Raw genomic sequence first — 24,658 nt, forward strand, 5'->3', positions numbered from 1 at the left:
CGCTCGGGATGGCGGTCGCGGCGAGCCGGACCACGAATCCCCTGCTGCTCGGGCTGATCATCGCGGTACTCGGGTTCGTGGTGGCCACCCGGCGCAGCGACGCGCCGTGGGCGCTGGCGTTCCGGCTCTACGCGTATGTCGGCGCGTTCATCGTGGTGACCCGGGTGCTGTTCCGGATCCTGGTCGGCGGGCGGGACGGCGGGCACATCCTCTTCCGCCTGCCGGAGATCCCGCTGCCGGACATCGCCGCCGGGATCACCCTGCTCGGCCCCGCGTCGGCGGAGGAACTGCTCGGCGGGTTCTACGACGGGCTGCGCCTGGCGACCATGGTGCTCTGCGTGGGCGCGGCCAACGCGCTGGCCAATCCCAAGCGGCTGCTCAAGGCCGTTCCCGGGGCGCTGTACGAGATCGGCACCGCGGTGACCGTCGCGCTGTCGGTCGCGCCGCAACTGGTGGAAAGCGTGGGCCGGGTGCGCCGGGCGCGGCGCCTGCGCGGCGGGCGGCAGCGCGGAATGCGTGCCCTGAAAGGGATCCTGGTCCCCGTGCTGGAAGACGCGCTGGCCCGCTCCCTGCTGCTCGCGGCCGCGATGGATTCCCGGGGCTACGGCCGCCGGGCTTCGGTGCCGCGCGGGATGCGCGTGCTCACCGGCGCGTGCGTGCTGCTCGGCCTGCTCGGGGTGTGCGTCGGCGTGTACGGCGTGCTCGACGGGACCTCCGGTCCGCTCGGCGTGCCGATGCTGCTGGCCGGGCTGGCGGTCGCGATCACCGGATTCCTGCTCGGCGGGCGGCGGGTGCGGCGGAGCACGTACCGGCCGGATCCCTGGCGGTGGCCGGAAACCCTGGTCGCCGCGTCGGGCGCGGGGGCGTGCGCGCTGTTCGTGCTCGCCGCGGGTCTCGACGCGGGCGCCCTGTACTCGTCGGTGAGTCCCCTCCGCTGGCCGGAACTCTCCCCGCTGCACGCCGGATCGCTGCTGGTCGGCGTGCTCCCCGCCGGGCTGGCCCCGGCTCCCCGCACGGAGGCGTCCCGATGATCGAGTTCTCCCGGGTGACCGTCACCTACCCGGAAGCCACCCGCCCCGCTTTGTCCACAGTGGACCTGGTGATCGAGGAGGGCGAACTCTGCCTGGTCACCGGCCGGACCGGTGCGGGCAAATCCACCCTGCTCGGCGCGATCAACGGCCACGTCCCCCACTTCACCGGCGGCTGCCTGCGCGGCACGGTCCGGGTGTCCGGTGTGGACACCGCCGACCACCCGCCGCGCGAACTGGCTGCCGTGGTCGGTGTCGTCGGCCAGGACCCCCTCGCCGGATTCGTCACCGACACCGTCGAGGAAGAACTCGCCTACGGCATGGAACAACTCGCCGTCGCCCCGGACGTCATGCGCAAACGCGTCGAGGAAACCCTCGACCTCCTCGGCATCGCCGAGCTGCGCCACCGTCCACTCCGGACACTTTCCGGCGGCCAGCAGCAACGCGTGGCGATCGGCGCGGTGCTCACCGCGCACCCGGACGTGCTCGTCCTCGACGAACCGACCTCCGCCCTCGACCCGACCGCCGCCGAGGACGTGCTCGCCGCGATCACCCGCCTGGTGCACGATCTCGGCACCACAGTCGTCGTCGCCGAACACCGCCTGGAACGCGTGGTGCACTACGCGGACCGCCTCCTCTACCTCCCCGGCGACGGCACCGTCCACTCCGGACCGCCCGCCGAGATCCTCGCCTCCTCGGAAGTCGCCCCACCCCTGGTCGAACTCGGCCGCCTGGCGGGCTGGGACCCGTTGCCGCTGTCGGTCCGCGACGCCCGCCGCCTCGCCCGCCCCCTCCGCGACCATCTCTCCCCCCACCGAAAGTCCCCCAATGCGGCATTGGGGACATCAGACGCCCCGAAAGCCACATTGGGAACCTCCAGTGCCCCGAAAGCCACATTGGGGGAACTGGCGCTCGAGGCGGTGGGGATTGTGGTGCGGTACGGGGAGAAGGTGGCGGTGCGCGGGGTGAGCGTGGGGCTGCGGGCCGGGGAGATCGTGGCGATGATGGGCCGCAACGGGTCCGGGAAGTCGTCGTTGTTGTGGGCCCTGCAGGGGAGCGGGCCGCGGCAGGGCGGGAAGGTGGACGTCGGCGGGCAGGATCCCGGGCGGCTCAAACCGCACCGGGCCCGGGCGCTGGTGGGGCTGGTGCCGCAGACGCCCGGGGATCTGCTGTACCTGGAGAGCGTGGCCGAGGAATGTGCGCAGGCGGACCGCGAATCGGGGTCGGCGGCGGGGGCCTGCCGGACGCTGCTGGACCGGCTCGCGCCCGGGATCGGCGGGGCGAAGCATCCGCGGGACCTGTCCGAGGGGCAGCGGCTCGCGCTGGTGCTGGCCGTGCAACTGGTGGCGGCGCCGCGGGTGATGCTGCTCGACGAGCCCACCCGCGGGCTCGACTACCACGCGAAGCGGCGGTTCGCCGAGGTGCTGCGGGAACTGCGCGCGAGCGGGCACGCGATCGTCCTCGCCACGCACGACGTCGAGTTCGTCGCGTCGGTGGCCGACCGGGTGCTGGTCCTCGCCGAAGGGGAGGTCGTCGCGGACGGGCCGACGAAGGAGGTGGTGGTCGCCTCGCCCGCGTTCGCGCCGCAGGTGGCCAAGGTGCTGGGTGACTGGCTGACGGTGGACGAGGTGGCGGAGGCCTTGGCCGATGGGGAGTGACGACTTCCTCGGTGGCCCGAGGGTTGTCCGGATCAGTCCGCGGACCGGGGCCGCGCTGGGGCTGGCGGTGGTGCTCGGGCTGGCGATGTTCACCTGGCCGCTGTTCGCCGCGCCGCCCGCGGGCGGGCAGGCGCACGCGGTGGACGCGCCGTTCCTGTTCATGGTCACGTTGCCGGTGCTGATGCTGGTCGTGCTCGCGGAGCTGTCGAGTGGCGGCATCGACGCGAAGGCACTCGCCTTGCTCGGGGTGCTGTCCGCGGTGAACGCCGGGCTGCGGCCGCTCGCCGCGGGGACCGGCGGCATCGAGCTGGTGTTCTTCCTGCTGGTGCTCGCCGGGCGGGTCTTCGGGCCGGGCTTCGGGTTCGCGCTCGGCTCCACCTCGGTGTTCGCCTCCGCGCTGCTCACCGCCGGGGTCGGCCCGTGGCTGCCGTTCCAGATGTTCAGCTCGTCGCTGATCGGGCTCGGCGCCGGGCTGCTCCCCCGGCGGGTGCGCGGCAAGGCGGAGATCGCGATGTTGTGCGCCTACGGCGTGGTCGCCGCGTACGGGTTCGGGCTGGTGATGAACATGTGGTTCTGGCCGTTCCTGGCCGGGGCGTCGATGAGCGCGGAGACCGCGGGCCTGTCGTTCGTGCCCGGCGCGCCGATCGGCGAGAACCTGCACCGGTTCCTGGTGTTCACGGTGCTCACCTCGACGTTCGGCTGGGACACCGGGCGCGCGATCACCAACGTCGTGGCGATCCTGCTCGTCGGCCGCGCGATCCTGGCCATCCTGCGGCGATCGGCCCGCCGCGCGGCCTTCGACGCCCCGGTCACGTTCACCGGATAGCCAGCCCGTCCAGGATGTCGATCAGCCGGGCCATGTTCTCCGCGTTCGGGACGTGGCCGCTGGGCACGTCGAAGACCCGGAACCGGTTGCGCGGGGTCAGCGCGTCGGCCTCGGCGATCATCCGGTTCTGCAGCGCGAGCGGGATCAGGTTGTCCCCGGTGTGCCGCACGTACGCGCGGGGAACGCGGCCCCAGGTGTCCACGTGCCCGCGCGCGTCCGTCTCCCCCTTGGTGGCCAGCTCGTCCGGCGCCATCGTGTTGAGGAACCCGTAGAACTCGGCGTCCGTGCCGTCGTCGATGAGCGCCTTCTTCGCGGCGGCCAGGAGTTGCCGGTCGGCCAGGCGCCAGTTGGACCGCGCCGCGCCGATCGCCTTCGGATCCCCGATCGCGAAACCCGCGAGCGCCAGCACCTGGGTGCCCGCGGCTTCCGGGGTGAGCATGTACTCGTTGGGTTTGGCCAGGTTCACGCAGCAGAACGCGGTGTCGTAGACGAGCAGGTCGATCAGGTGCGGCACCCGGTTGGCCACCAGGCTGATGGTCGCGCCGCCGATGCTCGTGCCGACCAGGACCACCGGCCCGAAGCGCGCCGCGCGCCGCACCACGTCGACGGTCGCCTGGATCTGGTCTTCGAAGGTGACCCCGGCCAGCGGTGACGGCTCGGTGGCCAGGGCGGCCAGGTCCTGCGGCGCTTGGTAGGACAGCCGGAACTGGGCGTCGGTCGCGCTGTGCCCGGGCAGTTCGACCCCGACGGCGCGGTGCCCGCGCAGCACGAGTTCGGCGGGCGCCCCCGCGGCGCCGTTGGCCCCGGCCGCGAAGACGAAGGTGGTGACCCCGCGCCGGGGACGCCGGTCGTCGGCGTTCGCCGTGCCGACGGTAGCCGCCCCGGCGATCCCGGCCGCGATGATCGCGGAACGTCTGGTCAGTTCGCTCATGCGCCCAGTCAAACCGAGCGCCGATCACCTGCGACAGCCGAAGAAGTTGCCGGCTTTCGGCAACGAAAGTTGCTACTCGTATTGGTAGAAGCCGCGCCCGGTCTTCTTGCCGAGCAGGCCCGCGTCGACCATGCGCAGCAGCAGCGGCGGCGACGAGTACAGCGGCTCCTTGAACTCGGCGTACATCGAGTCCGCGATCGCCTTGATGGTGTCCAGCCCGATCAGGTCGGACAGCCGCAGCGGGCCCATCGGGTGCGCGGTGCCGAGCTCCATCCCGCGGTCGATGTCCTCGGCCGACGCGAAGCCCGATTCGATCATCCGGATCGCCGAGAGCAGGTACGGCACCAGCAGCGAGTTCACGATGAACCCGGCGCGGTCCTGCGACCGGATCACCGTCTTGCCGAGCGTCCCGGTGGCGTGCTCGTCGGACCGCTTGATCGTCTCCTCGCTGGTCAGCAGCGACGGGACCAGTTCCACCAGCGGCAGCACCGGCACCGGGTTGAAGAAGTGGATGCCGACCACCTGCTGCGGCCGGGCCGTGGCCATGCCCAGCTTCATGATCGGAATGGACGAGGTGTTCGACGCGAAGATCGCGTCCTCCCGCTCGACGATCTTGTCCAGCGAGCGGAACACGTCGATCTTCGCCTGCTCCTGCTCGATCACCGCCTCGACCACCAGGTCGACGCCGCGGAACGAGTCCAGATCGGTGGTGAACGACAGCCTGCCCAGCGCCGCCTCGGCGTCGGATTCGGAGAGCTTGCTGCTGCGCACACCGCGCCGCAGCGACTTCTCGATCCGGGCCCGCCCGGCGTCCAGCGCCGGCTGACTCACCTCGGTGACCACCACGTCGGCTCCCGCCCGCGCGTGCACCTCGGCGATACCGGAACCCATGAGCCCGGCACCCACCACGCCGACCCGTTGAATATCTGCCACGGCAAACTCCGTTCCTACCTAGGCGATTCGCGTGCGGGCGCACGCGAGAGGAGAGGGTGGGTGCCAGGTGTCACCCGGCTCCCACCCTCGCGTCAAACGCGCCTCAACGGCGGTAGTCGTCGTACCCGTCGTCGTACGGGTCCTCGTCGTACCGCTTGTCGTCCTCGTGCCTGTCGGAAGAGGATTTACTGGACAGCTCGCGCTGCAAAGCATCGAAGTCGGTGTCGTGAGTGCTGTACTTGAGCTCTCGCGCCACCTTCGTCTGCTTGGCCTTAGCCCGGCCGCGCCCCATGGCTCGACCCCCTCGCACAGGGGCGGGGCGGCCGGGGGAAACGGCGGCCCCGCATCGTCTCGACAACTGTTTCCTGTCCACACCGTACCGTGTCCCAGGGGTGGAATGCGACGTGGCACCGTGTGCCGGACGCGACAGTGTTATCTCCGGGCGCCGGGAGCTTGCCGTTCGGCCGGTCGGTGGTGGCCGTCCGTGGCGGCCGTGCCACGATTCAGGGGTGCTCCGACCGTTCGTGGCGTATCTGAGGGTGTACGAACCCCTGTCCGCCTTCGGCGAGCCGCCCTCGCCGCAACTGCTCCAGGCGGTCGAGGCCGCGAAGCTGACCAGGGCGTTGGCCGGTGAGCGAGAACAACGCATGTGGCTCAAATCACAGACCGCGGCGCCGGTCCGGTTGCTGCCCGCGGAGCTCGCCGACGGCCGCGCGGCGCCGTCCACCGGCACCGACGTCCTGGTGCTCGATCCCGCCCAGGTCCCGGTCGTGGGCGAGACCACGGTCGGGCCCGGTCCGCTGGTCTGCCCGCTCGAGCTGCGGGCCCGGTCGGCCGCCGCGCTGGTGAGCTTCCTCGGCGACGCGCATCCGGCCCTGCGGGCGTCGGTGCTGGCCGCGGGCGGGCTCACCGCCGAGGCCGTCCGGTCGCGCACGAACGCCGCGCTCGGCGAGGTCGCCAAATCGGCGGTGCACGTGCTGTCGACCACCTGGACCGTGCCGCTGCCCTGGTTCGCGCTGATCGATCCGGCGCAGCGGCGGCTCAAACTGGGCACGGGGCGGGCCGATCCGGAACGCGAGCTGTCCTGGCGGGCGGCCATGCGGGACGCGAAGGAACGGGTGACCGAGGCGCGGGAACTGGTGGAGAGCACCCTCGGCGAATCCGGGCCGACCCGGATCCTCGCCGAAACCGCGCGCTGGCTGGACAACTTCCACCCGGAGTCGGCGATCGAACTCGACTACGGCGGTCTGGTGCAGCTGATCGCCGACCCGATCCTCGCCTCGGACACCTCGGCCGAAGAGGTGCACAGCATCCTGGACGCGCTGCGCGACGGGAACGTCGAGGAACTCGCCGAACTGTTCCGGGACCTGCGCGAGTACTGGAGCGAACTGGCCGCCCGCGAACACCTCAACTAGCGAACAGGTCCGCGGGCACCCGGATCTCGCCGACCTCGCGTCCGGCGCCGAGCACCAGGCCCGCACCGCGGCCGAGGCCCTCGAGCACCGAACGGGCCGCCGGATTCTCCGGGAGCGCGCCGAGCGCGCGCAGCGCGGCGACCGCCAGGGGATCGCGGGCCCGGGCGGCGCCGTCGTCGATCTTGAACGCGATCGCGGTGCCGTCGGGCAGGGCGATCGCCTGCACCCCTTCCGCGCCGACCTTCGCCAGCAGCCCGTCCACCGCGAGCATCAGCAGCGTGTCGGCGCGGCCGGTCCCGGCGACCAGCCACGGATGCGCCCGCATGGCGTCGGCGATCCGCCGCTCCGGCCCGCCGGTCGCTTGGACCAGCGTGCCGAACGCGTGGGCGAGTCCGGCGAGCGAGTAGGCGAATAAGGGCGCCCCGCAGCCGTCGACACCGGTGTGCGCGACCGGCTCGCCGGTCAGCTCGGCGACCGTGTCCGCGATCAGCCGCTGCAGCGGATGCCCGGGATCGGTGTAGGACTCGGTCGGCCAGCCGCGCCGCACGCAGGTGGCCAGCATCGCGGCGTGCTTGCCGGAGCAGTTCATCGCCGCCCGCCGGGGTGTGACACCGGCTCGGCTCGGCTCGTGCAGCGGCAGCGCGGGCGGGCAGCGCAGCGCCGATTCGTCCAGGCCGTGCCGCTCGAGCAGGTCCAGCGCGCGGCGGACGTGCCCGGGTTCGCCGTTGTGCGACGCGCACGCGAACGCGAGGTCGGCCGCGCCGGCCTCCAGTCCCGCCCGGAGCATGCCCAGCGCCTGCAGCGGTTTGGTCGACGAGCGCGGGGAGATCGGGACCTTGACGTCCCCGGCGGTGCGGTGCGCGGAACCGTCCGGGCGCAGGATCACGCAGGCGCCGCGGTGCACGCTTTCGGTGAAGCCCGAGCGGACGACCTCGGCCAGTACCGGGTTGCTCACTCCGGGTCGGCGTCCTTCGCGCGGCGCTCGGTCGCGAGCAGTTCGTCCACCGACGCGGTGCCGCGCTGGTAGCGGCTCGCGATCTCGGCGTTGAGGGTGTCGACCACGCCCTGCACCTCGCGCCGCCGCTGCGAGACCGACGCCTCCTCGGCGGCGTAGTTCGCCAGGGTCGCGGTCAGCTTCTCGTCGGTCAGCGCGCCCACGTCGGACAGCCCCGCATCGCCGACCAGCGCCTCGGCCTGCCGCCGGTGCTCGCCCGCGCGGGTCGGCTCGAGCTGCTGGTGCCGTCCGGAACCGCTCGCCGGGCCGAGCGCGTTGTCGGAGAGGATCGCGGCCAGCTGGTCGACGATGCTGGTGTCGCCGCCGGTGCTGCGGCGCTGCTGCTCGGCGCGCACGATGTCGATCCGCGCGTGCAGGAGGCGGCGCAGGTAGGAGAGGTCGGTCTCCTCCTGGGCGGCCTCGTCCCGTCTCGCACGCAGCACGTCCAGTGCCAGCTCGTGGAGACAGCGCACGTAGTCGGCGTCCAGAACGCGGTCGATACGACGGCGCCCGCCTGGCCGGACTTCGATCACGCGGACATCCTGCTCTATCTCGGGCTCCGGCGCCATAGCCGGGTCACCCGCGTAACCGCTGCGCCGCTTCCCGGCCGGGCGCCGCGCCCTCCTCGGGGACCGAATCGGGGTCGACCGAGGCCTGCACCACCCGGTCGCCGTCCCCGGCGAGCAGTTCGGCGTCGATCGGCGCGGACCGTTTGACCAGGGCCAGGGCGACCGGGCCCAGTTCGTGGTGCTGGGCCACGCTGCCGACCCGGCCCACGACCTTCTCGCCGAGCCGCACCGGATCCCCGGTCTCCGGGTAGATCTCCGGCGAACCGTCCAGGTGCAGCAGCACCATCCGGCGCGGCGGGCGGCCCACGTTGTGCACCTTCGACACGGTTTCCTGGCCGCGGTAGCAGCCCTTGGCCACGTGCGCGGCCGAGCCGATCCAGCCCACCTCGTGCGGGATGGTCCGGTCGTCGGTGTCCACGCCGAGCCGGGGGCGCAGCGATTCCACGCGCAGCGCGTCGAAGGCCCAGCTCCCGGCCGGGCGGGCGCCCGCGTCGGTGAGCCGCTCCCACCAGGCGGTCAGCTCGGCGCGGGGCACCACGAGGTCGACGCCGGACCGGCCGGGCCAGGGCATCCGGCGGGCGAAGCCGCCGTCGAACCCGGTGACCGCGTACGGCGCCGCCGGGAGCTCGATGTCCACTGTGGACAGGACCTGGTCGGCGTCCGGGCCGAGCAGGGTGAGCACCGCGCGGTCCCCGGTCTCGTCGGTGATGTCCACTTTGGACCAGAACTTCATGGCCTCGAGGTAGTCGAGCAGGCGCTGCGGCCCGCCCTTGGGCAGCGCGCTGGTCACCTGTTCGCCGGGGTAGGAGTCGAGCCAGATGGTGCCGTTCTCATACGCCAGAATCATGTGCGCTTCGACCCGGCCGTGGTGATCCAGGACGAGCGCCTCGGTCCCGGTGTTCTCCGGCAGCTCGGTCACGTGCTGGGAGATCACCAGGTGCAGCCAGGAAAGCCGGTCTTCGCCGGTCACCTTGAGGACTTCGCGGTGCGAGCGGTCCACCACGGCCACTCCCCGGGTGGCGGTGCGCTGCTCGGCGAACGGGTCGCCCCAGTGCCAGGGCACGCCCTGCTCCGGATGGTCGTCCGGCGGGGCCACGGATCCGCGCAGGTCGAGCAGCGGCGAGTGTTCACGCATAGGTCCAACCCTACGCGCGTAGGGTGACCTCCATGCGCGTGCTCGCCTTCCTCGACGGAACCCTGGCCGATCCCGAAACCCCGCACATCCGGGTCGACGATCTCGGATTGATGCGCGGGGACGGCATCTTCGAGACGATCCTGGTGGTCGACGGCAAGCCGAGAGAACTCGGCCCGCACCTGGACCGGCTGGGCCGCTCGGCGGCGATGCTCGATCTCCCCGCGCCGGACCGCGCCGCCTTCGAACGCGCGACCCGGCTGGTGATCGACAACTGGACCGGGGAACGGGAGATCGCCCTCAAACTGGTCTACACCCGCGGGTACGAGGGCGATCCGGAGGCGAAGCCCACCGGGTACGCGCTGGGGCTGTCCATCGACCCGAAGGTGATCAAGGCGCGGGCCGAGGGCGTCGCGGCGATCACCCTGGACCGCGGGATCGACCCCGGCCTGGCCGAACGCGCGCCGTGGCTGCTGCTCGGCGCGAAGTCGCTGTCGTACGGCATCAACATGGCCGCGATCCGGGAAGCCGGGCGTCGTGGCGCCCAGGACGTGATCCTCACCGCGAGCGACGGTTCGGTCCTGGAGGGGCCCACGTCCACGGTCGTGGTCGCGCGCGGGCGGACGCTGTACACGCCGCCGGCGAACATCGGCATCCTGCCGGGCACCACGCAGGCGGGCCTGTTCCGCGGCGCGGAGCGGGCGGGCTGGACGACCAAGGTGGAACCGCTGCGGCTGGACGATCTGCGCACCGCGGACGGGGTGTTCCTGGCCTCGTCGGTCCGCAAGGTCACCCGCGTGCACACCCTGGACGGCGAACCGCTGCCCGATTCGGCCGCCGTGCACGCCGAACTCGCCGCCGCCTACGAGTCCGAATACGCCTAGGTCCCGGGCCCGCCGCACTTCCATGAGGGGTCCCCTCCAGACAAAATTTGTCTGGAGGGGACCCCTCATGACACCTCTGGTCGCGAACCGGGGTGGCCGTCGAGGGTGGTGAGCAGGGACGCCAGGGCGGGGTGGCCCAGGGCGGTGGCGGAGAGGCAGGCGCGCAGCTCGGCGGCCGCGAGCACCGGGGTCTCGGTCCGGGCGATCCGCACCACCTGCGGGGTCACCCCTTCCGCCAGGTACGCGGCGAGTTTGTGGTGACCGTCGAGCACGAACCCGGCGCCCGCTCCGCCCGCGACCCCCAGCAGGACCGTCGCCGGCCGGTGCCCCGACCGGATCGCCTGCCGGTAGTAGGCGACCCGGTCGTCCTCGGCGGGCGGCCAGGTGTCGGTCGGCACCAGGTAGCGGCCGTCGCCGACCAGTTCCGGGCGGTCCGGGCCGACCTCCGGCACCGACCAGGCGACCGGGGCCGGTTCGTCGGCGAACAGCCGTTCCGGCCCGCTCAGTTCGTAGTGACCGTCGGCGAGCAGATCGAGCAGGGGCCGCAGGCTGTCGCGCAGCGGGCGGCTCACCTGACCGGTCGCCAGCGCGATCCGCAGCCCGCCCCCGAGTTCCGGGCGGCGGCCGGGGGCGCGGGCGACCAGGCGGTGCCCCCCGGTGGCCGGACCGTCCAGCGCGGCGACCGCGCCGCCGGAGTACAGCAGGCTTTCGGTGAACCCGTGCGGCGTGTCCTCGCCGCGCAGATCGATGACTCCGGCTCCCCCGGTGACCGTGACGCTTTCCACGCTCACATGGACGGGTGGAAGCGCACCCGGGTTCCAGGTCGTGCCTGTCCGAGCGCGGGCAGTGACCGTTCGGGCACGACCCCGATCACCGGGTAGCCGCCGGTGGTCGGGTGATCGGCGAGGAACACCACCGGCCGCCCGCTCGGCGGCACCTGGATCGCGCCGGTGAGGACGCCCTCGCTGGGCAGTTCGGTGTCGCGCCGCCGCTCGGTCCGCCGCAGCGCGGGCCCCTCCAGCCGCAGCCCGACCCGGTTGGACTCGGCGGCCACCGTCCACTCCGCGGCCAGCTGCTCGGCCGCGTGGTCGAACCAGTCGTCGCGCGGCCCGAGCAGCGCGGGCACCTCGAGCCGGTCGGCGAGCTTCGGCGGGGCGACGGTGTCCGCCCCGGCGGGAACCCCGTGCGGGGTGCCGAGCGGGAGCACGTCCCCCGCCCGCAGCGGCGGCGGGCCGATCTCCGACAGCACGTCCCGCGACCGGCTGCCCAGTTCCGGCGGCACGTCGATCCCGCCGGAAACCGCCAGGTAGCACCGCAATCCGGTGTCCGGGCCGCCGATCCGCAGCACCTGCCCGGCGGCCAGGTGCACGGGCACGTGGGAGCCAATCTCGCGGTCCCCGGCCCGCACGCGCACCGCCGGTCCGGTCACCGCGACCGTGCACGAAGCCCGCGCGCGCAGCGCCAGCCCGCCGAGCACCGACTCGATGCCCGCGCGGTCCTCGGGGTTGCCGACCAGCCGGTTGGCCAGGCGCAGCGCGGGCACATCCAGGGCGCCGGAGGGCGGCACGCCGAGATGCGCGTGGCCGGGCCGCCCCAGGTCCTGGATCAACGCCGACGCCCCGGGCTCGAGGATTTCGATCTCCCTCACGAAACGCTCCGGAACCGCACGCGGTCGCCGGGGGCGAGCAGCGCGGGCCGGTCGTCCCGGGGATCGAAGAGCACCGCGCCGGTCCGCCCGAGCAGCCGCCAGCCGCCCGGCGACGAGCGCGGGTAGACCCCGGTGAACTCGCCCGCGATCCCCACCGAACCGGCGGGCACCCGGGTCCGCGGGTTCTCCAGTCGCGGCTGCCGCAGCGGTTCGGGCAGTCCGGTGAGGTAGCCGAAACCGGGGGCGAATCCGGTGAACGCCACGGTGTACTCGGCGCCGGTGTGCAGTTCCACCACCTCGTCCACGCCGATTCCCGCGGTCCGGGCGATCTCGTCCAGGTCGTCGCCGTCGTACCGGACGTCCAGGGTGATCTCCCGCGGATCGGCCGCGGGCGGGCGGCTCAGATCCGCGGCCTCGACGAGCGCGCGAACCTCGTCCAGCGCCTTCGAACCGGGCCGGGCGGCGATCAGCACGCTGCGCGCGCCCGGCACCAGTTCGACGAGATCGGGCAGGGACGCTGAGGCGATCGTGGCGCGCGCGGCGGCCATCTGCTCCAGGGATTCGCATTCCAGGAGCACCGCGTCGGTCCCGTACCGCCGCCAGCGCATCGCGGGCGGTCAGCCGGCGACGCGGCGCAGCAGGGCGGAGACGTGCGGCTGCATCGGCTGGCCGACCATGGCCCGCTCCTCGACATAGCCGAGGTCGCCGTTGTTGACGATCCCGTACAGCCGCTGCGCGCCGGTGACCTCCTTGGCGGTGGCCGTGCGGATCACCGCGTCGGTGCCCAGTTCCCAGGACGCCTGGCCGCGGGTCTTGCCGTAGAACAGTTCGAGGATCCCGCTGGAGTGGGTGAGCAGCAGTTCGATCGTGTCGTCGGCCTGCGGCCGCCACCAGCCGGTCTCGCGCGCCGCCGGGCGGATCACGTTGCCCTCGTCGTCGAGCAGCCAGGACCGCGCCTCGTGGTAGAGGAACGGGCGGCCGTCGTGCGCGATGGTCAGCTGCTGCGCGAACTTCTTCGGCCCGTCGATCGTGGGGTAGTTGATCTCCCCCTCGCCGCGCCAGACGCCGACGAGCGGCAGCAGCGCGAGGCACGCGTCGTTGAGGTTCGGGCCCTCGCGCAGGTTGGCGGTGTCCGCCGGGATCGGCAGGTCCGGAAGGGCGCCGTACGGAGGCAGGTTGCGCCCGCGCGTGCTCTCCGCCCGCTGCTCGGCGGCCTGGATGGCTTCGTCGCCGCTCGTCATGTCGGTGTACTAGCGCTGGTCCGCGTACAGCCGGTAGACGACGTAGACGGCGAACCAGACGACCGCGACGAACGCGAGCACCAGCAGCGACGTAAACAGGATCTCCACGACCAGCACAATAGTCCGTACCGGCTCATCGGGCCGGACGCAGGGTGAGTGCCGTGAGCACGGTCACCGCGAGCGTGACGATCCCGGCCACCAGCAGCGCGCGGTGCAGGCCGTCGACGAAGTCCGCGCCGGTCGCCAGGAGCGCTCCCAGCGCGGCGATGCCGAGCGCCGAACCGGTCTGCCGGGCCGCGTTGACCGTGGCCGAGGCGGTCCCGCTGCGTTCCCGGGGCACCGCGTGCAGGGCCAGGGCGTTCGTCGGGACCCCGGCCAGGCAGATCCCGGCGCCGGTGAGCACGAACAGCGCGGCCACCACCGGATACGGCGTGGTCGTGGTGAGCACGAGCATGGCCAGCGGGGCGGCGCTGAGCAGGACGTACCCGGCGAGCAGCACCGGCCGCGGGCCGAACCGGGCGACCAGGCGGCCGGTGATCAGCGCGGTGGCGCTGTTGGCGAGCACATAGGGCAGGAACTGCAGACCGGCTTCCGACGGCGACGCGCCCCGGGCGGTCTGGAGGTAGAGCGACAGCAGGAAGAACGCGCCGAAGGTGCCGAAGCCGAGGACGAACGAGGCCACGTTGACCACGCCGAACTCGGGCCGCCCGAGCAGCCGGATCGGCAGCATCGGGTGGCGCTGGCGCAGTTCCACCACGACGAAGGCGGCCAGCGCGCCCGCGGCCACGGCCAGTGCGGCCAGCGTGCCCGCCGAGGTCAGCCCGGCGTGCCCGGCGCTGATCACGGCGTAGGTCAGCGCGCCGATCCAGGCGATGCCGAGGACCTGACCGGCCGGATCGAGGGACGCGTGCGCGGGGTCGGCGGACTCCGGCAGGTGGCGCAGCCCGAGAAGCACCGCGAACAGGCCGAGCGGGAGGTTCAGCAAGAAGATGCTCTGCCAGCCGAAGGTCTCGGTGAGCGGCCCGCCGACCAGCGGGCCGAGCACGAACGCCAGGCTCGCGACGGTGCTCCACAGCCCGAGGACCCGGGCCCGCCGCGCGGGTTCGGGGAACGACTGGGCGATCAGCGACATCGCGCCGGGCGTGACCACCGACGCGGCCGCGCCCTGGACCGCCCGGGCCGCGATGAGCCAGCCCGCGCCGCCGGACAGCGCGCAGGCCAGCGAGGCGAGGGTGAACGCGGTCAGCCCGGTGAGGAAGACCCGCTTGCGGCCGAACCGGTCGGCCAGCGCGCCACCGGTGAGCATCAGCGCCGCCAGCGCGACGGTGTACCCGTCGATGATCCACTGGAGCTGGGACAGCGGCGCCCGGAGCTCGTCCCGCAGGCTGGGCAGGGCGATGGTGACGATGCTGACGTCCAGCAGCGCCATGAACGTGCCGAGGAACAGCGCGGTGAGCAGGAGCGCACTGCCACGCTTATTGGTAATCGTTTCCGTTTGCGTCACGGCCGCGAGGGTGCCCGCTCAAGTGGGCTTGAGTGCAATGTGGACCAAGAAAAAGGGGCGCCCCCTCGCGGGAGGCGCCCCTTTCCGGATCTCGCCTGGTCAGGCGGAAACCGCCACCGCCACCTGGTGCAGGCCGGGGCCTTCGGCGGTGACCGAGGCCTCACCGTTGCCCGAGCGGTGCAGGGCGCGGACCGTCCACGCGCCGGGGGCGGCGTAGAACCGGAAGTCGCCCTCGGCCGACGCCTGGACCTCACCGGCGAAGTCGCCCTGGGCGTTCAGCAACCGGACGTACGCGCCGCCGAGCGGCCCGTCGGCCCCGGTCACCTTGCCCGCCACCACAACCTGGCCCTGAGTGTCCACATCGGACGGAGTCGCCGTCTGCACCGGCGCGCCGCAACCGTCGCTCACTGCCATCATTTCGCTCCCGTCGCTGTGCCTGTTTCGATCGGCACGCCCACCAGCGAACCGTATTCCGTCCACGAACCGTCGTAGTTCTTCACGTCCGGCAGCCCGATCAGTTCGTGCAGCGCGAACCAGGTGTGGCTGGAGCGCTCGCCGATGCGGCAGTAGGCGATGGTCGCCTTCGAGGTGTCCAGGCCCTCCTCCGCGTAGAGCTCCTTGAGCTCCTCGGCGGTCTTGAAGGTGCCGTCCTCGTTGGCGGTCTTGGCCCACGGCACGTTCAGCGCGGTGGGGATGTGGCCGGCGCGCTGCGCGGATTCCTGCGGCAGGTGCGCCGGGGCGAGCAGCTTGCCGGAGAACTCGTCCGGCGAACGCACGTCGACCAGGTTCTTGTTGCCGATCGCGTCGACGACCTCGTCGCGGAACGCGCGGATCGAGGTGTCCGGCTCCTTGGCCTTGTAGTCGGTCGCCTCGCGCTTGACCTCGTCGCTGGTCAGCTCGCGGCCGTCCAGCTCCCACTTCTTGCGGCCGCCGTCGAGCAGCTTGACCTTGTCGTGCCCGTAGAGCTTGAAGTACCAGTACGCGTACGCGGCGAACCAGTTGTTGTTGCCGCCGTACAGGACGACCAGGTCGTCGTTGCCGATGCCCTTCTCGGACAGCAGCTTCTCGAAACCGGCCCGGTCCACGAAGTCGCGGCGCACCGGGTCCTGCAGGTCGTTGCGCCAGTCGATCTTCACCGCGCCGCGGATGTGCCCGCCGTCGTAGGCGGTGGTGTCCTCGTCCACCTCGGCGAACACCACCCCGGGGGTGTCCAGATTCTCCTCGGCCCACTGGGTAGTGACCAGGACGTCTTCACGGCTCATGGAGGGGCACTCACTTTCTTGTTTCTCGCGGATGGGCGGGTGTGCTCAAGACGGCTGGCCGCTGGCGTTGGGGGTGAACCGGCGGATGAGCAGGTACATCTCGCAGCCGAGGCAGAAGTTGAAGGCGGCGTTGAGGAATGCGGCGAACAGGGCGAACGCGGTGGCGATGATCCCGAGCGGGGTGATCCCGGCCGCGTAGCCGATCGTGCCGGCGAGCGCGAACACGAACCCGACGGCCTGCGCGAACCGCAGGGGCGCCGCGTCCTCGCGTTCCTCGGCCGGACCCAGGCGCGGCGCGACCAGGTAGCGGTAGATCAGCGAGTAGGGCGCCGGTTTGAGGCCGATGAACGCGCCGATCGCGAACACCACGGTCTGGGCGGCGAGCAGCGGCCACCACCCGGTGATGAGCACGACCGCGAGCACGATCGTGGTGAGCACGGCCGCGAAACGCGGTCCGCGGGGGTCGACGGCTGGTCCTGCTGACATGTCACCTCCCGATATGAACGGCCGGAACGCGCGGACGCGCGTGGCGGGGAAGAACCGGGGTGCGGCGGGCGCGCTTCAGCGCGGTGCCCGCGGGAGCGGACACAGGCTGCTCCGCACGCGGCACAGATCGACTGCGCGGCGTTGCGTAAGGAGATGGATGGGCAGCTTGTCCACGGCGACGAGGGTACCCACTGGTCCCTCAGAGTGGGAACAGCGCTCACCCAGTGGGACGCTTCCCAGATGCCGGGAGATTACGACACCTGGGCCAGATGGGGCCGGAGCGCCTCGAGCAGTTCGGGGGCCTTGGGGACCCCGCTGACGCGCAGGAGTTCCCGGCCGCCGGGGGTCAGCGCGAGCGTGGTCGGCGTGCGCAGCACGCCGAGCCGCTGGGCCACCTCGGGCCGCTGGGTGACGTCGAGGTCGACGTGACGCACGCCCTCGGTGCGGTCCGCGAGCTGGGACAGCACCGCCCGCGCATGGCGGCAGGGGGCGCAGAACGTGGTGGAGATCTGGACCAGCGTGATCGGCGTGGCGGGGTCGAGGGCGTCGGCGACCGGGGCGGGCAGCGCGGTGCGTTCTTCCGGAGCCGCGGCCTCCCCGGGCTCAGCGGTCTTCGCGGCGCGGATCCGGCCGTTGCGGGCGCGCAGCACGGCCCCCGCGACCAGCCCGACGACGAGCGTGCCGAGCAGCACCCACAACCCCGCCATGCGCGATCACCTTCCCGCCGTGACTCCGGCGAACGTCACGTCCTTGGCCTCGCCCTTGAGCGTCACCGAACCACTTTCCACCTTGACCGCGGTCGGCGTCACCTTGAACGGCAGGCTGCCGACGTCCACGCTCGCGCGGAAGTTCGGCAGCAACGCCTTCTGCACCTCCGGTGGAACGATGGTGGTCTCCTTGTCATTCCCGAACTGCAGCCGCTCCGGCGTGAATTGAATCGTGTTGTTGTCGAGTTCGATCATGGCGAAGCAGAAGATTTCCACCTTTTGCCCGGCGATCTGGACATTCCCGGAGATCCGCACGCCCGCCGAGGAATCGTCCTCGTCGGGTGCGTTGGCGGTCGTGGTGGGCTCGGTTTCCTTCTTGTCCTGGCCGGTTTTGACGTAGTCCTCGCTGGCCGGTTCGATGCGCAGGTTCTCGACCTTGGTCAGCGGTTCGACCCGGGCGATGTCGCTCGCCTTGATCTTGACCTGGCCCTCCAGCTTGCCGATCTTGATCGCGCCGGTGTTGCCCGAGGTCAGATCGGACAGCGGGGCGGTCACGTCGCGCAGCTCGGCGGTGAGCTCGACGTCGCGCAGCTTGTCCTGGAGCGGGACGCCCGCCGCGTAGATCGAGATGTGGCGGTAGTCACCGCCGATGGCCTGCGTGCTGAACGGGAAGCCGTGGATCGTGACCGACGGGTCGTCGGTGAGCTTCAGCTGCTCGCGCGCCTTCTGCGAGACCGCGTGCTCGGCGATCGCCGCGAGCCCGAAATCGGCCGCCACCAGCAAGCCGGCCAGCACCACCAGGACGATGATGATCTTCCTGGCACGACGGCCCCGGCGCCGGCTGTCGGGCGTCGTTCCCCGGGGAGTGCGTCCGTCCTGTGTTACCGGCCTGCTCACCATTACGTCCGTTTCTCTCGCCGCTGGTTAACATGTGGTTTACATATCCGGCCATCGGTGTGACGCCGATGGCAACAATGCGGTGTTTCCCGTGTTCACCCGCTATTCTCACTCAGCACCGACCAAAGCCGTGCCCGAGGCGATCTGAAGACAAGGCGGTGTGGCGATGAGCCTGGACCTGCTGGTACTCACCCCGGAACCTGAGGCCACCGCGGTCTTGCCCGCCCTCGATCTCCTGCCGCACACCGTACGCGTGCGCGCCCCGGAGGTCACCGCGCTGCTCGACGCGGGACACCGGGACGTGATCCTGCTGGACGCGCGCAGCGATCTGGCGTCGGCGAAGAGCCTCTGCCGGCTGCTCAAGGGCGCCGGTGAAGACGAGGCGGCGACCCCGGTCATCGCGGTGGTCGGCGAGGGCGGCCTGGTCGCGGTGAGCGCCGAATGGCGCACCGACGACATCCTGCTGCCGACGGCCGGTCCCGCCGAGGTGGACGCTCGGCTGCGGCTGGCCACCACCCGCGACGGCGGTTCGACGCAGGTCGACGCCGAACTGCGGGTCGGCGAGCTGGTGATCGACGAGGCCACCTACACGGCCCGGCTGCGCCGCCGCACGCTGGAGCTGACCTACAAGGAGTTCGAGCTGCTCAAGTACCTCGCGCAGCACGCGGGCCGGGTGTTCACCCGGGCGCAGCTGCTGCAGGAGGTCTGGGGTTACGACTTCTTCGGCGGCACCCGCACGGTCGACGTGCACGTGCGACGGCTGCGCGCGAAGCTCGGCCCCGAGCACGAGCAGATGATCGGCACCGTGCGCAACGTGGGCTACAAGTTCGAGCGCCCGGCGAAGGGCACGGCCGCGAAGAGCGGTCCGGCGGCCCCGGTAGTGCCGGAGTCGTTCGAGGCCACGGAGTACTCCGCCACCTGATCCGGTAAGTAGGCTCGCTCGTGTGCTGAACGCGGTGTGGGCGGACGAACTGGACCCCGGCGACGTGCGCGAGGTGCGCGCTTTGCTGCTGGCGGCGCGGGAGGCCGACGGCCGTCCCGAGGTCGCCGCCGAGTTCGACGGTGGATCGCACCTGCTCGCCCGGGTGGACGGCGAACTGGTCGGCTACGCGCATCTGGACACCGCGGGGGACGCGTTCGGGCGGCAGGTGGCCGAGCTGATCGTGCACCCGGACCGGCGGCGCCGCGGTCACGCGACCGCGATGGCGGAGGCCCTGCTGGCGAAGGCGCCGCGGGAGAACCTGCGGGTGTGGGCGCACGGCGACCACCCCGGCGCCGCGCGGCTCGCCGAACGCGCCGGGTTCACCCGGGACCGGGAACTGCTGGTGATGCACGTTTCGGCCGCCGACGCCGACTGGCCGGAGCCGAGCCCGGCGCCCGGGATCTCGCTGCGGACCTTCGTGCCCGGCCGGGACGAGGAGGCGCTGGTCGCGGTCAACGCGCGGGCCTTCGACTGGCATCCGGAACAGGGCCGGTTGACCGTCGAGGACGTGCGCGCCGCCGAACGCGAGGACTGGTTCGACCCGGCCGGATTCTTCCTCGCCGAGGACGCGAGCGGGCGGGTCGTGGGTTTCCACTGGACCAAGGTGCACCCGCCGAACCCGGCGCGCTTCGGCGGCGAACCGGTCGGCGAGGTGTACGTGGTCGGGGTCGATCCGGGCGCGCAGGGCGGCGGGCTGGGCCGGGCGCTGACGCTGGCCGGGCTGCGGTACCTGCGGGACAAGGGACTCGGCCAGGTGATCCTCTACGTCGAGGGGGACAACGCCCCGGCCATCGCCGTGTACCGGCGACTCGGCTTCACCCGGTACGAGGTCGACGTCCAGTACGCCGGATAGTCCGTCCCCGCGGGCGCTTTGGGACCGCGGGGACGGCGCGTCCCGGGCACGGTGACGTTGTGGAGTGGGGTCGCCGGGTGCCGGGGGTCGTGAGTGTTTGGGCCGGTTAGAACCGGCCTGGCCACTCACGACCCCGGCAGTCCTCCCCGGCGAGCCGGAAAACCTTCGGCACAGGCGACCGCCCAACACCTCCCGGTGGGGAGGCGTTCTCTGCTCGGGTCGGTGAGTTGTCCCCCGGCCTGTCCCCGAGTTATCCACAGGATCCGGGTTATCCACAGGCGACTGTGGAAATCCTTCATGATCGACCGGGGACTCGGTAGGCTGGCCGAGGGGCCGCCCCTCAGGGAGTGGTGGGGGGTGGTTGCCGGTTTGTCCGGAGTTACGGAAAGCAGTTCGCATCTCTGTAACCGGCAGCCAGCGCGCTATCACGCACAGCAAACACCCAGGTCACAGGCCGGACACGGCAGCCTTTCGGCCGAGGTATCACTACTCACAATGGCTGTCTTGTTCACCTTCCGTTCATCTGCTGACGGCCGCCCGTCCACCGAGGCTGCCTAGTGTCCGGTGCCGACGCGGCAAGCCGACCGCGAATCCCGATACACGACTCCAATCCTGGAGGAAAAGCAGTGAAGATCATGCGGCCGATGGGCGTCGTCGGAATCGCGGCGTGTGCGGCCCTCGTTCTCGCCGCCTGCGGTAGCGATCCGGCCTCGAACAACAGCGGGAACCAGAACTCCGGTGCGCCCGCGCCTTCGGGGACCGCCAACGTCGAGTGCGGCGGCAAGAGCCCGCTGTCCGCCGAGGGGTCTTCCGCGCAGAAGAACGCCATCGACATCTTCTCGCTGAAGTACCAGGCCAAGTGCTCCGGTCAGCAGGTGAACTACAACCCGAGCGGTTCCGGCGCCGGGGTGAAGCAGTTCAACGCCAAGCTGGTCGACTTCGCCGGTTCGGACTCCCCGCTGAAGGACGGCGAAGAGGCCACCGCGGCCAAGACCCGCTGCGCGGGGAACGACGCGTGGAACCTGCCGCTGGTCGTCGGCCCGGTCGCGATCGCCTACAAGCTGCAGGGCGTCGACAAGCTGACGCTGACCCCCGAGGTCGCCGCGAAAATCTTCAACGGTGGCATCAAGAAGTGGAACGACCCGGCCATCAAGGCGGTCAAGGGCAACGAGGGCCTGAACCTGCCGGACAAGGACATCCAGGTCGTCTCCCGGTCGGACGAGTCCGGCACCACCGACAACTTCCAGAAGTACCTGAAGGCCGCGGCCAAGGGCGCTTGGACCCAGGGTGACGGCAAGCAGTTCAAGGGCGGTGTCGGCAACGGCGCGGCCGGTTCCAACGGGGTCGCCCAGGCGGTCAAGACCGCGGACGGCGCGATCACCTACGTCGAGGCTTCCTTCGCCAAGGACGGCCTGACCGCGGCGCAGCTCGACAGCGGTTCCGGCGGCGTCGCGCTGACCTCGGAGACCGTGGCCAAGTCGCTGGACAGCGCCAGCTTCAAGAAGGAAGGCAGCAAGGACCTCGCGCTGGACCTGGACAAGATCTACGCCAGCAACACCCCGGGCGCCTACCCGCTGCTGCTGACCACCTACGAGATCGTGTGCTCCAAGTACGACAACCCGGACATCGCCAAGGCGGTCAAGGCGTTCCTGACCGTCGCGGCGACCGACGGCCAGCAGCCGCTTTCGGAGAAGGGCTACGTCCCGATCCCGCAGAGCCTGCAGACCAAGGTGCTGGACTCCATCAAGGCGATCGCCTGATCATCTTGCCGGAGAAGCATTCTGAACAGTAACGACAGGCTGGACTGACACAGTCGATGACCGAGCCAAACTCGACGCGGACGCCCACCGGGGACACCGGTGGGCGTCCGTCGTCGTCCAAACATCCCGCGGAGGGCCCGATTTCGGAGCATCCGGCCGCGCCCCTGGATTCCCCAGCGGGACCGGGCGCGAGCAAGAAGACCAAGATGCGGCCCGGTGACCGCATCTTCAAGAACCTGACCACCGGCGCCGGTGTGTTCGTCGTGGCGCTGATCGGCCTGATCGGCCTTTTCCTGCTGGTGCAAGCGATCCCCGCTCTCCAGGCGGACAAGGTGAGCTTCCTGTTCTCCCGGGAATGGGCCACCGGTGACCCGAACAACCTGCGGTTCGGGATCCTCGACCTGCTGCTGGTGACCATCGCGACCTCGGTGGTCGCCCTGGTGATCGCGATGCCGATCTCGCTCGGGATCGCGCTGTTCCTCACCCAGTACGCGCCGGCGAAACTGGCGCGGCCGTTCGCCTACATCATCGACCTGCTCGCCGCGGTGCCGTCGATCATCTTCGGCCTGTGGGGCATTCTCGTGCTCGCCCCGGAAATCGAGCCGGTCGCCAAGTGGCTGAACTCCGCCTTCGGCTGGATCCCGATCTTCGCCGACGGCAACCTGGGGGGCAACTTCCTCGGCACCATCTTCACCGCGGGCGTCGTGCTCGCCGTGATGCTGCTGCCGATCATCACTTCGCTGACCCGCGAGGTGTTCGAGCGGACGCCCACGCCCCACATCGAGGGCGCGCTGGCGCTCGGCGCCACCCGCTGGGAGGTCATCCGGACCACCGTGCTGCCGTTCGGCAAGGCGGGTTACGTCGGCGCCTCGATGCTCGGGCTGGGCCGGGCGCTCGGCGAGACCATCGCGCTGGCGGTGATCCTGTACATCCCGGTGGGCCGGATCTTCGACTGGAGCGTGTTCGACGGCGGGGCCACCTTCGCCTCGAAGATCGCGGCGAACTACTCCGAGTTCAACAACCCGACCTCGGCGGGTGCGTACATCGCGGCCGGGCTGGTGCTGTTCGTGCTGACCTTCGTGGTCAACTTCGCGGCACGGTCGATCATCGGCGACCGGAAGGGGGACTGAGGATGACCAGCACAATCGCCGACCCGGAACGACCGGCCACCGCGCCGGCCTTCCAGCACGTCAGCCTGGCGCGCAAGACCAAGAACGCCGTCGCCACCGTGCTGGTATGGCTCGCCTTCCTGGTCGCGGTGGTGCCGCTGGTGTGGGTGCTGTACACGGTGATCGTCAACGGCATCACCCGCATCCCCTACACCAACTGGTGGACGCAGGACTTCGGCTCGGTGCTCCCGGACGAGGTCGGCGGCGGGGTGCTGCACGCCGTCATCGGCACCCTGCTCCAGGGGCTGATCTGCGCGATCATCGCGGTGCCACTGGGTTTGCTGGTGGCGATCTACCTGGTCGAGTACGGCCGCAACGGCAGGCTGGCCAAGATCACCACGTTCATGGTGGACATCCTCTCCGGTGTCCCGTCGATCGTGGCCGCGCTGTTCATCTACGCGCTGTGGATCACCACGTTCGGGCTCCCGCGCAGCGGGTTCGCGGTGTCCCTCGCGCTGGTGCTGCTGATGATCCCGGTGGTGGTGCGGTCCACCGAGGAAATGCTGCGGATCGTGCCGGACGACCTGCGCGAGGCTTCGTACGCGCTGGGCGTGCCGAAGTGGAAGACGATCATGAAGATCGTCCTGCCCACCGCGTTGTCCGGCATCATCAGCGGCGTCATGATGGCGCTGGCCCGGGTCATGGGTGAGACCGCGCCGCTGCTCGTGCTCGTCGGTTACTCGAACTTCGTGCACTGGGACGTATTCAACGGTGAGCAGGCTTCGTTGCCGCTGCTGATGAACAACGAGCGGGTCTCCAACAGCATGGCGCCCGGCAGCGTCGGCTTCGACCGCATCTGGGGCGCCGCCCTGACCCTGGTGCTCATCATCGCCCTGATCAACCTCCTGGCCACGGTGTTCGCCCGCCTGGTCGCCCCGAAGAAGAAGTGAGCGTTTTCCGCCATGGCTAAGCGAATCGACGTCAAGGACGTGGATATCTACTACGGCAAGTTCCACGCCGTGGACGGCGTCACCCTGTCGGTGCCGCCGCGCAACGTCACCGCGTTCATCGGACCGTCCGGTTGCGGCAAGTCCACCGTGCTGCGGACGCTGAACCGGATGCACGAGGTGATCCCGGGCGCCCGGGTGGAGGGTGAGGTCCTGCTGGACGGCGAGGACATCTATGCGTCCGCTGTGGACCCGGTGCAGGTGCGCCGGACGATCGGCATGGTGTTCCAGCGGCCCAACCCGTTCCCCACGATGTCCATCCGGGACAACGTGGTCGCCGGGCTGAAACTGGCCGGCACCAAGAACAAGAAGAAGCTCGACGAGGTCGCCGAGCGCGCGTTGCGCGGCGCGAACCTGTGGACCGAGGTCAAGGACCGGCTGGGCAAGCCGGGTGGCGGGCTGTCCGGCGGGCAGCAGCAGCGGCTCTGCATCGCCCGGGCCATCGCGGTCCGGCCGGACGTGCTGCTGATGGACGAGCCGTGCTCGGCGCTGGACCCCATCTCCACGCTCGCGATCGAGGACCTGATCGGCGAGCTGAAGAAGGACTACACGATCGTCATCGTCACCCACAACATGCAGCAGGCGGCGCGGGTGTCGGACCAGACGGCGTTCTTCAACCTCGCCGGGGTCGGCCAGCCGGGCCGGTTGGTCGAGCTGAACGACACCGAGAAGATCTTCTCCAACCCGGACGAGAAGGCGACCGAGGACTACATCTCCGGCCGCTTCGGCTGAGCTTTCCAACACCGCGGGTAAACCGCACTGTCATGAGGGGACCCCTCCAGACACTTTTCGTCTGGAGGGGTCCCCTCATGACATCGGGCATATTCGGTCG

At 71.0% G+C, this 24,658-nt stretch carries 27 protein-coding genes; 11 read left to right on the forward strand and 16 right to left on the reverse strand.

Annotated features, from left to right (window positions below):
• The first annotated feature begins 8 nt into the window (after window positions 1-8).
• From FXO23_RS12935 to FXO23_RS12945, 3 genes are read left to right on the forward strand one after another with little or no spacing between them, the layout of a single operon-like run.
• The gene (locus FXO23_RS12935) at window positions 9-1,031 is read left to right on the forward strand and encodes a CbiQ family ECF transporter T component (protein WP_218951988.1); all 1,023 of its coding nucleotides are present in this window, start codon (window positions 9-11) and stop codon (window positions 1,029-1,031) included.
• The gene (locus FXO23_RS12940) at window positions 1,028-2,686 is read left to right on the forward strand and encodes an ABC transporter ATP-binding protein (RefSeq protein ID WP_158884380.1); all 1,659 of its coding nucleotides are present in this window, start codon (window positions 1,028-1,030) and stop codon (window positions 2,684-2,686) included. Before FXO23_RS12935 ends, FXO23_RS12940 begins: the two co-directional genes overlap by 4 nt.
• Complete coding sequence (locus tag FXO23_RS12945; protein ID WP_158884382.1) at window positions 2,676-3,512, forward strand: ECF transporter S component; 837 nt, start codon at window positions 2,676-2,678, stop codon at window positions 3,510-3,512. Before FXO23_RS12940 ends, FXO23_RS12945 begins: the two co-directional genes overlap by 11 nt.
• Here FXO23_RS12945 and FXO23_RS12950 read toward each other — a convergent pair.
• The 3 genes from FXO23_RS12950 to FXO23_RS12960 form a co-directional block, all read right to left on the reverse strand.
• The gene (locus FXO23_RS12950; RefSeq protein WP_158884384.1) at window positions 3,502-4,443 is read right to left on the reverse strand and encodes an alpha/beta fold hydrolase; all 942 of its coding nucleotides are present in this window, start codon (window positions 4,441-4,443) and stop codon (window positions 3,502-3,504) included. The genes FXO23_RS12945 and FXO23_RS12950 overlap by 11 nt on opposite strands.
• Window positions 4,444-4,515: 72 nt before the next feature.
• The gene (locus FXO23_RS12955) at window positions 4,516-5,376 is read right to left on the reverse strand and encodes a 3-hydroxybutyryl-CoA dehydrogenase (RefSeq protein WP_158884386.1); all 861 of its coding nucleotides are present in this window, start codon (window positions 5,374-5,376) and stop codon (window positions 4,516-4,518) included.
• A gap of 103 nt (window positions 5,377-5,479) precedes the next feature.
• A complete protein-coding gene (locus tag FXO23_RS12960; protein WP_158884388.1) occupies window positions 5,480-5,668 on the reverse strand; it encodes a DUF3073 domain-containing protein in 189 nt (62 codons plus the stop codon).
• Window positions 5,669-5,885: 217 nt separating this feature from the next.
• Here FXO23_RS12960 and FXO23_RS12965 point away from each other — a divergent pair, with 217 nt between their 5' ends.
• The gene (locus tag FXO23_RS12965) at window positions 5,886-6,791 is read left to right on the forward strand and encodes a DUF8083 family protein (protein WP_158884390.1); all 906 of its coding nucleotides are present in this window, start codon (window positions 5,886-5,888) and stop codon (window positions 6,789-6,791) included.
• Here the strand turns inward: FXO23_RS12965 and FXO23_RS12970 are convergent.
• The 3 genes from FXO23_RS12970 to ygfZ are packed head-to-tail and all read right to left on the reverse strand — an operon-like array spanning window position 6,784 to window position 9,489.
• Window positions 6,784-7,746 (reverse strand): asparaginase, encoded by a 963-nt coding sequence (locus tag FXO23_RS12970; RefSeq protein WP_158884392.1) that lies wholly within the window; start codon window positions 7,744-7,746, stop codon window positions 6,784-6,786. The genes FXO23_RS12965 and FXO23_RS12970 overlap by 8 nt on opposite strands.
• A complete protein-coding gene (locus tag FXO23_RS12975) occupies window positions 7,743-8,318 on the reverse strand; it encodes an RsiG family protein (RefSeq protein ID WP_158884394.1) in 576 nt (191 codons plus the stop codon). The genes FXO23_RS12970 and FXO23_RS12975 overlap by 4 nt, the downstream gene beginning before the upstream one ends.
• A 43-nt stretch (window positions 8,319-8,361) precedes the next feature.
• Complete coding sequence (gene ygfZ, locus FXO23_RS12980) at window positions 8,362-9,489, reverse strand: CAF17-like 4Fe-4S cluster assembly/insertion protein YgfZ (protein ID WP_158884396.1); 1,128 nt, start codon at window positions 9,487-9,489, stop codon at window positions 8,362-8,364.
• Between the two features lie 32 nt (window positions 9,490-9,521).
• Between ygfZ and FXO23_RS12985 the strand changes: the two genes are divergently transcribed.
• Window positions 9,522-10,370 (forward strand): aminodeoxychorismate lyase, encoded by an 849-nt coding sequence (locus FXO23_RS12985; RefSeq protein ID WP_158884398.1) that lies wholly within the window; start codon window positions 9,522-9,524, stop codon window positions 10,368-10,370.
• Window positions 10,371-10,435: 65 nt separating this feature from the next.
• On the opposite strand, the gene FXO23_RS52500 is transcribed toward FXO23_RS12985, so the two are convergent.
• From FXO23_RS52500 to FXO23_RS13035, 10 genes are all read right to left on the reverse strand, one after another.
• Window positions 10,436-11,155: a hypothetical protein gene (locus FXO23_RS52500; protein ID WP_179956755.1), complete on the reverse strand. Its 720-nt coding sequence runs from the start codon at window positions 11,153-11,155 to the stop codon at window positions 10,436-10,438.
• Between the two features lie 2 nt (window positions 11,156-11,157).
• Entirely contained in the window at window positions 11,158-12,018 is an 861-nt protein-coding gene (locus FXO23_RS51005; protein WP_158884400.1) for a 5-oxoprolinase subunit C family protein, read from the reverse strand.
• Window positions 12,015-12,626, reverse strand: coding sequence for a 5-oxoprolinase subunit PxpB (gene pxpB / locus FXO23_RS51010; RefSeq protein ID WP_158884402.1), 612 nt, complete (start codon window positions 12,624-12,626; stop codon window positions 12,015-12,017). The genes FXO23_RS51005 and pxpB overlap by 4 nt, the downstream gene beginning before the upstream one ends.
• A gap of 9 nt (window positions 12,627-12,635) precedes the next feature.
• On the reverse strand, window positions 12,636-13,259 hold the full coding sequence (locus FXO23_RS13005) for a heme-binding beta-barrel domain-containing protein (protein WP_158884404.1): 624 nt from the start codon (window positions 13,257-13,259) through the stop codon (window positions 12,636-12,638).
• Between the two features lie 133 nt (window positions 13,260-13,392).
• Window positions 13,393-14,763: an MFS transporter gene (locus FXO23_RS13010; protein ID WP_158884406.1), complete on the reverse strand. Its 1,371-nt coding sequence runs from the start codon at window positions 14,761-14,763 to the stop codon at window positions 13,393-13,395.
• A 99-nt stretch (window positions 14,764-14,862) separates the two neighbouring features.
• On the reverse strand, window positions 14,863-15,177 hold the full coding sequence (locus FXO23_RS13015) for a DUF1416 domain-containing protein (RefSeq protein WP_179956763.1): 315 nt from the start codon (window positions 15,175-15,177) through the stop codon (window positions 14,863-14,865).
• A complete protein-coding gene (locus FXO23_RS13020) occupies window positions 15,177-16,025 on the reverse strand; it encodes a sulfurtransferase (protein WP_158884410.1) in 849 nt (282 codons plus the stop codon). The genes FXO23_RS13015 and FXO23_RS13020 overlap by 1 nt, the downstream gene beginning before the upstream one ends.
• Before the next feature lie 45 nt (window positions 16,026-16,070).
• On the reverse strand, window positions 16,071-16,511 hold the full coding sequence (locus tag FXO23_RS13025; protein WP_158884412.1) for a DUF4395 domain-containing protein: 441 nt from the start codon (window positions 16,509-16,511) through the stop codon (window positions 16,071-16,073).
• A 251-nt stretch (window positions 16,512-16,762) separates the two neighbouring features.
• On the reverse strand, window positions 16,763-17,218 hold the full coding sequence (locus FXO23_RS13030) for a TlpA family protein disulfide reductase (protein WP_158884414.1): 456 nt from the start codon (window positions 17,216-17,218) through the stop codon (window positions 16,763-16,765).
• Between the two features lie 6 nt (window positions 17,219-17,224).
• Window positions 17,225-18,118: an LmeA family phospholipid-binding protein gene (locus tag FXO23_RS13035; protein ID WP_158884416.1), complete on the reverse strand. Its 894-nt coding sequence runs from the start codon at window positions 18,116-18,118 to the stop codon at window positions 17,225-17,227.
• A gap of 163 nt (window positions 18,119-18,281) precedes the next feature.
• Between FXO23_RS13035 and FXO23_RS13040 the strand changes: the two genes are divergently transcribed.
• The 6 genes from FXO23_RS13040 (at window position 18,282) to pstB (ending at window position 24,558) form a co-directional block, all read left to right on the forward strand.
• Window positions 18,282-19,037, forward strand: coding sequence for a winged helix-turn-helix transcriptional regulator (locus tag FXO23_RS13040; RefSeq protein ID WP_158884418.1), 756 nt, complete (start codon window positions 18,282-18,284; stop codon window positions 19,035-19,037).
• A 22-nt stretch (window positions 19,038-19,059) separates the two neighbouring features.
• The gene (mshD, locus tag FXO23_RS13045; RefSeq protein WP_158884420.1) at window positions 19,060-19,950 is read left to right on the forward strand and encodes a mycothiol synthase; all 891 of its coding nucleotides are present in this window, start codon (window positions 19,060-19,062) and stop codon (window positions 19,948-19,950) included.
• A 626-nt stretch (window positions 19,951-20,576) separates the two neighbouring features.
• A complete protein-coding gene (pstS, locus tag FXO23_RS13050) occupies window positions 20,577-21,710 on the forward strand; it encodes a phosphate ABC transporter substrate-binding protein PstS (RefSeq protein WP_158884422.1) in 1,134 nt (377 codons plus the stop codon).
• A 206-nt stretch (window positions 21,711-21,916) separates the two neighbouring features.
• Window positions 21,917-22,840, forward strand: a complete 924-nt coding sequence (gene pstC / locus FXO23_RS13055; protein ID WP_158884712.1) for a phosphate ABC transporter permease subunit PstC — start codon at window positions 21,917-21,919, stop codon at window positions 22,838-22,840.
• 2 nt (window positions 22,841-22,842) lie between these two features.
• Entirely contained in the window at window positions 22,843-23,769 is a 927-nt protein-coding gene (gene pstA, locus FXO23_RS13060) for a phosphate ABC transporter permease PstA (protein WP_158884424.1), read from the forward strand.
• A gap of 12 nt (window positions 23,770-23,781) precedes the next feature.
• Window positions 23,782-24,558: a phosphate ABC transporter ATP-binding protein PstB gene (pstB, locus tag FXO23_RS13065; RefSeq protein WP_158884426.1), complete on the forward strand. Its 777-nt coding sequence runs from the start codon at window positions 23,782-23,784 to the stop codon at window positions 24,556-24,558.
• Window positions 24,559-24,658: the final 100 nt, after the last annotated feature.

The organism is Amycolatopsis anabasis, assembly GCF_009765355.1.
Lineage (GTDB): Bacteria > Actinomycetota > Actinomycetes > Mycobacteriales > Pseudonocardiaceae > Amycolatopsis > Amycolatopsis anabasis.